The organism is Cupriavidus sp. GW823-FHT07A04 (genome assembly GCF_058794615.1).
Genome location: NZ_JBXAHA010000018.1, coordinates 125033 through 134367, shown reverse-complemented (window position 1 = coordinate 134367; position 9335 = coordinate 125033). Strand labels below are relative to the sequence as shown.

The 9335-nt window shown below is 69.3% G+C and carries 6 protein-coding genes; 3 read left to right on the top strand and 3 right to left on the bottom strand.

What is annotated here, in order from left to right; all coding sequences use genetic code 11:
- Positions 1-350 precede the first annotated feature (350 nt).
- The 3 genes from AC1Q7Q_RS28645 to AC1Q7Q_RS28635 all read left to right on the top strand — a co-directional run bounded on the left by AC1Q7Q_RS28645 (position 351) and on the right by AC1Q7Q_RS28635 (position 6105).
- Entirely contained in the window at positions 351-3656 is a 3306-nt protein-coding gene (locus AC1Q7Q_RS28645) for a bifunctional cytochrome P450/NADPH--P450 reductase (protein WP_492373506.1), read from the top strand.
- Positions 3657-3764: 108 nt separating this feature from the next.
- Positions 3765-4979 carry an MFS transporter gene (locus tag AC1Q7Q_RS28640; protein ID WP_492373505.1) on the top strand — a complete coding sequence of 405 codons (1215 nt, stop codon included), beginning with the start codon at positions 3765-3767 and terminating at the stop codon, positions 4977-4979.
- Positions 4980-5064: 85 nt separating this feature from the next.
- On the top strand, positions 5065-6105 hold the full coding sequence (locus tag AC1Q7Q_RS28635) for a GlxA family transcriptional regulator (RefSeq protein ID WP_492373504.1): 1041 nt from the start codon (positions 5065-5067) through the stop codon (positions 6103-6105).
- On the opposite strand, the gene htpX is transcribed toward AC1Q7Q_RS28635, so the two are convergent.
- The 3 genes from htpX to AC1Q7Q_RS28620 all read right to left on the bottom strand — a co-directional run bounded on the left by htpX (position 6095) and on the right by AC1Q7Q_RS28620 (position 9314).
- Positions 6095-6973 (bottom strand): protease HtpX, encoded by an 879-nt coding sequence (gene htpX, locus AC1Q7Q_RS28630; RefSeq protein WP_492373503.1) that lies wholly within the window; start codon positions 6971-6973, stop codon positions 6095-6097. The two genes, AC1Q7Q_RS28635 and htpX, sit on opposite strands and share 11 nt — an antisense overlap.
- Before the next feature lie 161 nt (positions 6974-7134).
- The gene (locus AC1Q7Q_RS28625) at positions 7135-7536 is read right to left on the bottom strand and encodes a hypothetical protein (RefSeq protein ID WP_492373502.1); all 402 of its coding nucleotides are present in this window, start codon (positions 7534-7536) and stop codon (positions 7135-7137) included.
- Positions 7537-7595: 59 nt separating this feature from the next.
- Complete coding sequence (locus AC1Q7Q_RS28620) at positions 7596-9314, bottom strand: NAD(P)-binding protein (RefSeq protein ID WP_492373501.1); 1719 nt, start codon at positions 9312-9314, stop codon at positions 7596-7598.
- Positions 9315-9335: the final 21 nt, after the last annotated feature.

The following is a 9335-nucleotide window of genomic DNA, read 5'->3' as shown; positions in this document are numbered from 1 at the left end:
GCCTGGCTGCCGCCAGGCCCAGCGCCGCGTCGATCAGTTTGCGTTTGCCGCCGGCAACGTCTTCCATGGTGTGAGGCAAAAAAGTTAAGGCCGGGATACACCGGCTTGAATACGCCGGCTAGAGCGAATCCGGTTTGGAATTGACACTCGGTCTACATTCGTCTACTTTGCTGCAAAAGTAGACGGTTGTCTACGTCGACTTGCAGGGATAGCCTTGTACGTCATGTACGTCATGTACGTCATGCACCCGGCAGAAAACAGAAAAACGAACAAGAGACACAAGGCGGCGCCTGAGCCCCTTGGCCCAACCCCGGCGTTTCGCCCGCCGACTACCATCTGGTGACCTGAACATGCAGCGCGCCTCCACTCCCGCCTCCGCCGCTCCGGCCGCAATCTCGGCAACCGCAGCAACCATTCCGGCGGCGCAGCCCGCACGCTCGCTCGAACCTATCCCGCGCGACCCGGGCTGGCCGCTGGTTGGCAACCTGTTGCAGGTCACGCCGGGCAAGGTCGGGCAGCACCTGCTGGCGCGCAGCCGCGCCTTCGATGGCATTTTCGAACTGGATTTCGCCGGGCGCCGGGTGGCGTTCGTGAGCGACGCCGCGCTGGTGGGCGAGCTGTCGGATGGGCAGCACTTTCGCAAGATCGTCGGGCCGCCGCTGTCGTACCTGCGCGACCTGGCTGGCGACGGCCTGTTCACCGCGCATGCCGAGGAAGAGAACTGGGGCCGTGCTCACCGCATCCTGATGCCCGCCTTCAGCCAGCGCGCGATGAAGGGCTACTTCGACGTGATGCTGCGCGCGGCCAACCGGCTGGTCGACAAGTGGGACCGCCAGGGCGCCGACACCGACATCCCGATCGCCGACGACATGACCCGGCTCACGCTGGACACCATTGCGCTGTCAGGCTTCGGCTATGACTTCGATTCGTTCTCGCGCGAGCAGCTCCATCCCTTTATCGACGCCATGGTCGGCGCGCTCGAGGAGGCCATGGGCAAGCTCACGCGCTTTGCGCTGCAGGACAAGTTCATGCACAAGGCGCACCGCAAGTTCGCCGACGATATCCAGTACATGCGAGAGCTGGTGGATGACGTGGTGCGGCAGCGCCGCGCCGCGGCCGGCAAGAACGCCGGACAGCCGCCCGCGCACGACCTGCTCAACCTGATGCTGGAGGCGCGCGACCCCGATACCGACCAGCGCCTGGACGACGTGAACATCCGCAACCAGGTCATCACCTTCCTGATCGCGGGGCACGAGACCACCAGCGGCCTGCTCACGTTCGCGCTGTATGAGCTGCTGCGCCATCCCGGCGTGCTGGCGCAAGCCTATGCCGAGGTGGACGCGGTGCTGCCGGGCGACGCGCCGCCGGTCTATGCCGACCTGGCGAAGCTGCAGGTGATTGACCGCGTGCTCAAGGAAACGCTGCGCCTGTGGCCCACGGCGCCCGCCTTTGCGGTGGCGCCATTCGAGGACACGGTGATCGGCGGGCGCTACCTGATCCGCAAGGATCGGCGCGTCTCGGTGGTGCTCACCGCGCTGCACCGCGACCCGAAAGTGTGGGCCGATCCGGAGACCTTCGACATCGACCGCTTCCTGCCCGAGAACGAGGCCAGGATCCATCCCCACGCCTACAAGCCGTTCGGCAATGGCGAGCGCGCCTGCATCGGCCGCCAGTTCGCGCTGACCGAAGCCAAGCTCGCGCTGGCCCTGATGTTGCGCAATTTCCAGTTCAGCGATCCGCACGATTACCAGTTCCGCATCAAGGAAACGCTGACCCTGAAGCCGGATGCGTTCACGCTGCGTGCACGGCGGCGCCGGGCGCATGAGCGCATTGCTGCCGCGGCTGCGCCCGGCGCTGCCAGCGCGCAGTCGCAAGCCCCGGCGGTGCGCGGCAACGGCCAGCCCCTTGCTGTGCTGTGCGGCTCCAGCCTGGGCACCGCGCGCGAGCTGGCCGAGCAGATCCACGCCGGCGCGCTGGCGGCCGGCTTTGCCGCCACGCTGCGCGACCTGGACGAAGCCGTAGGCGCCTTGCCCACCGATGGGCTTGCCGTGATCGTGGCGGCGACCTACAACGGGCGCGCACCCGATTCAGCGCGACGCTTCGAAGCGATGCTCGATAGCGGCGATGCCGGCGGCTACCGCGCAGAAGGCCTGCGCTTTGCGTTGCTAGGCTGCGGCAATTCGCAATGGGCCACGTACCAGGCATTCCCCAAGCGGCTGCACGACTTCTTCAGCGCGGCCGGCGCGGCGCCTTTGCTCGCGCGGGGCGAGGCGGATGGCAATGGCGACTTCGACCAGGCTGCGGAGTCGTGGCTCGCCGCGCTGTGGCAATCGCTGCAGGCGCTGCGCGTGGAGCAGGGCGCGGCACCCGATGCGGCGGGCGCCAGCCAGATCGCGGTGCGGCTGCGCGATATCGCCACCATCCGTGCCAGCACGCTGCCGCCGTCGACGCAGGCCTTCACGGTGCTGGCCAACACGGAGCTGGTGAACGATCCGGCGGGGCTGTGGGACTTCGCGCTGGAAGCGCCGCGCACCGCCACGCGCGACATCCAGCTGCGCCTGCCGGAAGGCGCAAGCTACGCGAGCGGCGATCATCTTGCGGTGTATCCACAGAACCATCCCGCCACCGTGCGGGACCTGTGCGAGCGGCTCGATCTCGATCCCGACGCCATGGTGACGCTGTCCGCCGCGCCTGGCTGCGCCGCGCGCGGGCTGCCACTGGACGAGGCATTGCCCTTGCGCGAACTGCTGACGCATTTCATCGAGCTGCAAGACGTGGTGTCGCGCCAGACGCTGCGCACGCTGCTGCAATACACACGTTGCCCGTTCACGCGTGCGGCGCTGGAGCGGCTCGGCTCGGACCACGCGCAAGAGGGCTACGCGGCGCGCGTGGCGTCGCAGCGGCTGGGGCTGGTGGATGTGCTGGTCAGCCACCCCGCCATCGCGCTCACGCTGCCGGGCCTGCTGGCTTGCACAGTGCCGATGCGGCCGCGCTTCTATTCCATCGCGTCGTCGCCCCTGGTCGCACCGGACGTGGCGACGATCACGGTCGGCACCGTGTGGTCGCCCGCGCTTTCGGGGCGCGGCATGTTCCGTGGCGTGGCATCCACCTGGCTGCAAGGACTCGCACCTGGCGCGGTGGTGGCGGCCGCGATCCGCACGCCCAACCCGGCCTTCGCGCCCGATCCCGACCCGGCGCGGCCGATGATCCTGGTCGGGCCAGGCACGGGCATCGCGCCGTTCCGCGGCTTCCTGGAAGAGCGCGCGGCGCAGAAGGCCGCCGGACAGGCGGTAGCCGCCAGCCAGTTTTATTACGGCTGCCGCCATCCCGGGCACGACTGGCTGTACCGCGATGACGTCGCACGCTGGCAGGCCGAGGGCGTGGTGCAGGCGCATGCGGCTTACTCCACTACCGCCGCTGCGGACCAGCGCTATGTGCAGCATCTGCTATGGCGCGATCGCCAGGCCATTTGGGCAATGCTGCAGGACGGCGCCACGATCTATGTGTGCGGCGATGGCCGGCAGATGGCGCCGGCGGTTCGGCGCACGCTGATCGAGATCGCGGCGCAGCAGGGCGGCATGAGCGAGGCCGCGGCCTCCGACTGGCTGGCAGGCATGGTGGCGCAGGGACGTTACCGCCAGGACGTGTTCAACTAGCCCAGCCAGGAGCGAGTTGGCAGGATTCTGCGGATCATTGTCAGCCACCACGCTCGCGCTTTTCGTACGCTCGGTGCCATCCCCGTCTCTTCCTCACCGGAGCGCCCGATGGCACGTCCCGCGATGTCCCAAGCCCGGGTCCTGGCAATCTGCCAGGCCCTGTTCACCTCGGCGCTGTCGGTCGACCTGACCCTGACCGGGCTGGTCGGCTACACGCTCGCGCCCGACAAGGCGCTGGCCACGCTGCCGTTCGCGCTGATCACGGTGGCGTCGGCGCTCACCGCCATCGCGGCCGCTTTCCTGATCGAGCGGCTGGGGCGCCGCATCGCTTTTTCGCTCGGCGGGCTCGCGTGCTGCGCAGGCGGGCTGGTGTCGGTGTGGGCCATCTCGCACCATGACTTCGTGGCGTTCTGCGTGGGCACGGCGCTGGTCGGCGTGTTCCAGGCGTTCGCGCGCTTCTACCGGCTGGCCGCGGCGGACGCCGCCGCGCCTGTGGATAAGCCGCGCGCCATTTCCACCGTGCTCACCGGCGGCGTGGTGGCCGCCGTGTGCGGGCCCGCCATCGCCGCGTGGAGCAGCGACCTGATGGTGGCGCAGCCCTTTGCCGGATCGTATGCGGTGGTCGCGGTGTTCGGCATGGCCACGGTCCTGCTGCTGGCCCTTGGCTACCGCGAGCCAAAGGCGCACGCAGGCGCGGCGGCGGCCGATCATGGCGCCGCGGCGTTGCCCGCGCGCCCGCTCGCCGAGATCGCGCGCCAGCCGGTGTTCCTGGCGGCGTTTGCCAACAACGGCATCGGCAACGCCGTGATGATGTTCGTGATGACTGCCACGCCGATTGCCGCGGTGGCATGCAGCCATACCATCACGCAGGGCGCGCAGATCATCGAGTGGCACCTGGTGGGCATGTACGCGCCGTCCTTCTTCTCCGGCTGGCTGCTGCAGCGTTTTGGGCGCGGGCCGATGTTGATGTGCGGCATCGCGCTCGCTGCAATGGGTTCGCTCGTGGCCCTGGCCTCGACGGCGTTGCCAGCCTTTTATGTCGCCTTGTTGTGCCTTGGCATTGGCTGGAACTTCATGTTTGTCGGCGGCACCACGCTGCTGGCGGAAAGCTACCGGCCCGCCGAGCGCGCGCGGACCCAGGCGCTGGCCGAATTCTCCGCCGCCGCGCTGACCGCGCTGGCCACGCTCGCGGCCGGGCAGGTGCTGTACCGCTATGGCTGGCAGGCCGTCAACCTCGCCGTGCTGCCAGCGCTGGCGGTGGCGCTGCTGGTCACGCTAGGCTGGCGGCGCGGCACGCCGCGCGCGGCGGTGCTGGCCGGATAAGCGCCGGCGCCGGTATGATCGGCGGCAACCGCACTAGCGCACTAGCGCACTCGCGCACGCACACTCTCGCCCTGGGTCACCGTCCATGCCTGCCAGCCATCCCTTGCCGAATGATCCGCCGCGCATCGTCGTGCTCGTCGCGCCGGACCCGGCGCAGGAACTCGACGTGACCGGGCCCAGCGCGGTCTTCGGCCATGCCAACCGGCTCCCCGGCCGGGCCTCGCCGGCCTACGACATCCGCATTGCCAGCGTGCGCGACGACGGCCTGGTGTGCACCGAAAGCGGGATCCGGCTGCTGGCCGACGCGCCGTATCATCGCATCGGCGACATGCTGCCCGGGCCGATCGACACCTTGCTGATCGCCGGCGGCTCAGGCCACGCCGCGGCAGCCAACGACGCGCGCCTGATTGACTGGATCCGCGCGCAGGCACCGCGCGTGCGCCGCCTCGGCGCGGTCTGCACCGGCGCGTTCGTGCTGGCGCGCACCGGGCTGCTGGACCGCCATCGCGCCACCACGCACTGGCGCCACGCCGCGCGGCTGGCGCAGCGCCATCCGCTGGTACAGGTGGACCCGGACCCGATCTGGATCCGCGCGGGCGATCTGTACACCTCGGCCGGCGTGACCGCTGGCATGGACCTGGCGCTGGCCTTGGTGGAGGACGATCTCGGCCATGCCGCCTCGCTGGCCGTGGCGCGCGAACTGGTGCTGTTCCTGCGCCGTCCCGGCAGCCAGGCACAGTTCTCCACGCTGCTGCAGGCGCAGAGCGCGCAAAGCCCGGAGTTGCGCGAATTGCAGGCCTGGATGGCGGAGCACCTGGCGCGCGACCTGTCGGTGCAGGTGCTGGCCGAGCGCGTGGCGATGAGCCCGCGCAACTTCGCGCGCGTGTTCGCGCGGCAGGTCGGCGAGACGCCGGCGCGCTACGTGGAGCGGCTACGTGTGGAAGCGGTGCGCAGGATGCTGGAGGAAGATGGGCGACGCCTGGATGGCATCGCCCGTGCGACGGGATTTGCCAACGCCGACGTGATGCGGCAGGCGTTCCAGCGGCATGTGCAGACCACGCCGGAACGCTATCGGGCAGCGTTCCGGGCGAGGCCAGAGGAGTCCGGCAAGGGCCTCAGGCCTTAGCTTGCAAGGCGGCAATGCGCTGCTCGATCGGCGGATGGCTGGAGAACAGCGACATCCACGACTTGCCACCGGCAATGCCCATCGCCTGCATGTTCTGCGGCAGGCCTTCGGAGTCCAGGCCGCCCAGCCGGCGCAGCGCCGCCACCATCGGCGTGGGGCTGCCCATGAGCTTGGCCGCGCCGGCATCGGCACGGTATTCGCGATGGCGCGAGAAGGTGGCCACGATGATGCTGGCCAGGATGCCGAACACGATCTCGCAAACCACCACCGTGATCATGTAGCCGATGCCGGGGCCGCTCGATTCCTCATCGTTCTTGCGCAGCATCGAATCCACGAAGTAGCCCACCACGCGCGCCAGGAAGATCACGAAGGTGTTGACCACCCCCTGGATCAGCGTGAGCGTGACCATGTCGCCATTGGCGATGTGGGCGACTTCGTGCGCGAGCACGGCCTCCACTTCGTCGTGCGACATGGTTTGCAGCAAGCCGGTGGAAACGGCGACCAGCGAGCTTTTCTTGGTGGCGCCGGTGGCAAACGCATTGGCTTCGCCTTCATAGATGGCGACTTCAGGCATCGGCAGGCCGGCGCGGTCAGCCAGCTTCTGCACGGTCTGCACCAGCCAGACTTCGGTGGCGTTGCTGGGCTGGGTGATGACTTGCGCGCCGGTCGACCACTTGGCGATGGTCTTGGACATCAGCAGCGAGATGAAGGAACCACCGAAGCCCATCAGCGCGGCGAATGCCAGCAGCATGCCGAGGTTGAGGCCGTTGCCGGTGAGGAAGCGGTTCACGCCCAGCAAGCTGGCGGTGAAACTGAGGACAAGCATGACGGCGAGGTTGGTCGCCAGGAAGAGCAGGACGCGTTTCATTTTTTGTGTGAGGAAGTGATCAATGCCATGGTGAAAACAGGGGCGCGCATCGCCAGCACGCGCAGCGCCAAGGCCTGGCGCGCCGCGTGCAGGAGACTAACGACAGGAAAACCGGGAACCTGACTACGAGCGCACGCAAGGCCAGCGCGCGCGGGGGAGGCTCAGGCGTTGGGAGGGCGCTGCTGAAGGGGAAGGTCGGGGTCGGGCATGACGCCCGCGCGGTGCACGGGCGTTGCGCTGCGGGCAAGCCCTGCGGTGAAGCGCGGGGGCGAGGCCGGCAACAGGGATTCGGCGAGGTCGGCGCCGGGCTGCGACGGATCCTTGGCGTCGCCGGCACTGCCAACGTCAACGTCAGCGGGGCCCGGGGCGACAGCGGCATCTTGTGCCAAGGTGCTGCATGAATCCGCCTGCATCGTGTTGCCCACTGCGCACGTGCGCACGCCTGCCCAGCTTTGGAAGGGCATGACGGCAAGCATCAGGAGCAGCAGCAGGAAGCGGATTGCGCGCACAAAAAAATTGGGGTTGGGATCACGTGTCGGGGGATTCGACACGAAATCGAGCAAGGAATTCTACAGGATGCGCCGCCGCGGCATGTTATGGCGAAAGCATCACTCTGCCACGCTCAGCCCAGGATATTCCGCGCGGCGTGCGTACCCCACCACGCCGCTTCCTCGAACACCGACACGCCCGACAGGTCCGCATGGGCAAACAGGATGCGGCCATCGGCCGCGCGCAGGGCCGCGGCGCCGGCATTGCCCAGAAAGCCCGTGCGCGGCGAGGCCATGGCGTGCCCGCGCACCGTGATTTCCACCGCATCCGCGTGGCGCCAGAAGGCGCGCCCGTAGACCGTGCGCAGATCGGTGGTGGCATAGTCCATCAGCTCGGCGGCGCTGGCCTCGGCCAGCCAGCGGCGGGTGTCGGCGAGCGAGCGCGGCGCCGCGCCGGGGCTGGCCGCAACGTCCAGCGGACAGTACGCGGTAAAGACCGTGGCTGCCGGCTTTGCCTGCCGGATCAGTTGATGGGTACTCACCACATAGCCCAGCCCGCGTCCGCCATGCACCACGTTGTCCCACGCCAGCGGCACGCCCGGCGCTTCCGGCGGGAAGCCCTGCAGGCGGAAGCTGGACACCATCCAGGACGCGGTGGGCGGCAGGTGGCGCGCCGGGTCGAAGCCGAATTCGCGCAGCGGCGCCACGCGGGCGGCCACATGCAGGGGCATGGCGCAGATCACGCGGCGCGCGCGGATGCGGTAGAGGCGCGGTGGCCGGGCGCCAACGCCATCCGGCCACCAGGCGCACAGCACCGACACCCCACGGCCCTGCTCCTGCACTTGCAGCGCCATGCCGGGACGGCGCCAGGGCTGGTCGCCAGGTTTGACGCCGCGGTGCGCATCGGTGCGCGCCGAGAGCCGCGTCACCAGCGCGTGCAATCCATCCGGCCAGGTCAGCACGGCGCCGTCGGCCGCATCGCTTGCATGGCCCGCGCGGCTGGCGAAGTAGTACAGGCCGGCCCAGGCCGAGATCAGCTCGTGCCCCGCGCCGTAGTCGTCGCGGCAGCAGTAGTCCACATAGGTGTGCAGGGTGGGCGCGGTAAAGCCTTCGGCCAGCATCCACTGCCGCATGCTTTGCTGGTCAAGCCGGGTCCAGGCCGGGTCTTGCGAGGCCAGCGCCAGCGGGATGGCAAAGGCCTTGCGGCCGTCGCTGCCGCGCGCGCTCTTGAGCTGCTCGACGCGCGCGAGAAAGCGCGCGTGCTGCGCCGCTTCCTCGTCCGGCGCAGCGTCGCCAGGCAGCAGGCCGTCGTGCCACTTGCCATCGAAGAACAGGCGCTCGTCCGGCGCATGCACCAGCGCACGCTCGTCGAACTCGGGCCGCGCGGCGAACGGGTCGCGCTGGATTACGCCGGTGTCGGCCAGCATCTCGCGGATATGCGTGGATTCGGGCGAGGGCAGCGGCAGATAGTGCGCGCCGCGCGGGAAGGCCAGGTCGCCGCCGAAACTCCCGGCTGCCGCGTTGCCGCCGAACTCCGGGCCATCCACCAGCAGGAAATCCTTCAGGCCGCCGCGCGCCAGCTGCCACGCGGCGCTGAGCCCGGCCACGCCACCGCCGAGGATGGCAACGTCGGTCACGATCTCATCCTGCGCGGAAACGGTCGACGGCCAGCTGGCGGCATCGCGCAGCGCGTGGCCCTCGGCCATGCCGGGGCGCAGCACCACGGGCACGGGCTCGCGCAGGCCGACGCCGGCCAGGAAGCGGCTGGCATCGTCGCCCAGGCGATCGCAGCCGGATAGCAAGCCCAGGCCGCTCGCGCCAGCGCCGGCGATCAGGAAGCAGCGGCGGTCCATGCCAGCTCCGATTGCGGGGGA

Bases quoted from the DNA above. Each gene is read 5' to 3' on its own strand.
- AC1Q7Q_RS28635 (WP_492373504.1), top strand. From the start codon at position 5,065: ATGCCTGCCAGCCATCCCTTGCCGAATGATCCGCCGCGCATCGTCGTG.
- AC1Q7Q_RS28620 (WP_492373501.1), bottom strand. From the start codon at position 9,314: ATGGACCGCCGCTGCTTCCTGATCGCCGGCGCTGGCGCGAGCGGCCTG.
- AC1Q7Q_RS28640 (WP_492373505.1), top strand. From the start codon at position 3,765: ATGGCACGTCCCGCGATGTCCCAAGCCCGGGTCCTGGCAATCTGCCAG.
- AC1Q7Q_RS28645 (WP_492373506.1), top strand. From the start codon at position 351: ATGCAGCGCGCCTCCACTCCCGCCTCCGCCGCTCCGGCCGCAATCTCG.
- htpX (WP_492373503.1), bottom strand. From the start codon at position 6,973: ATGAAACGCGTCCTGCTCTTCCTGGCGACCAACCTCGCCGTCATGCTT.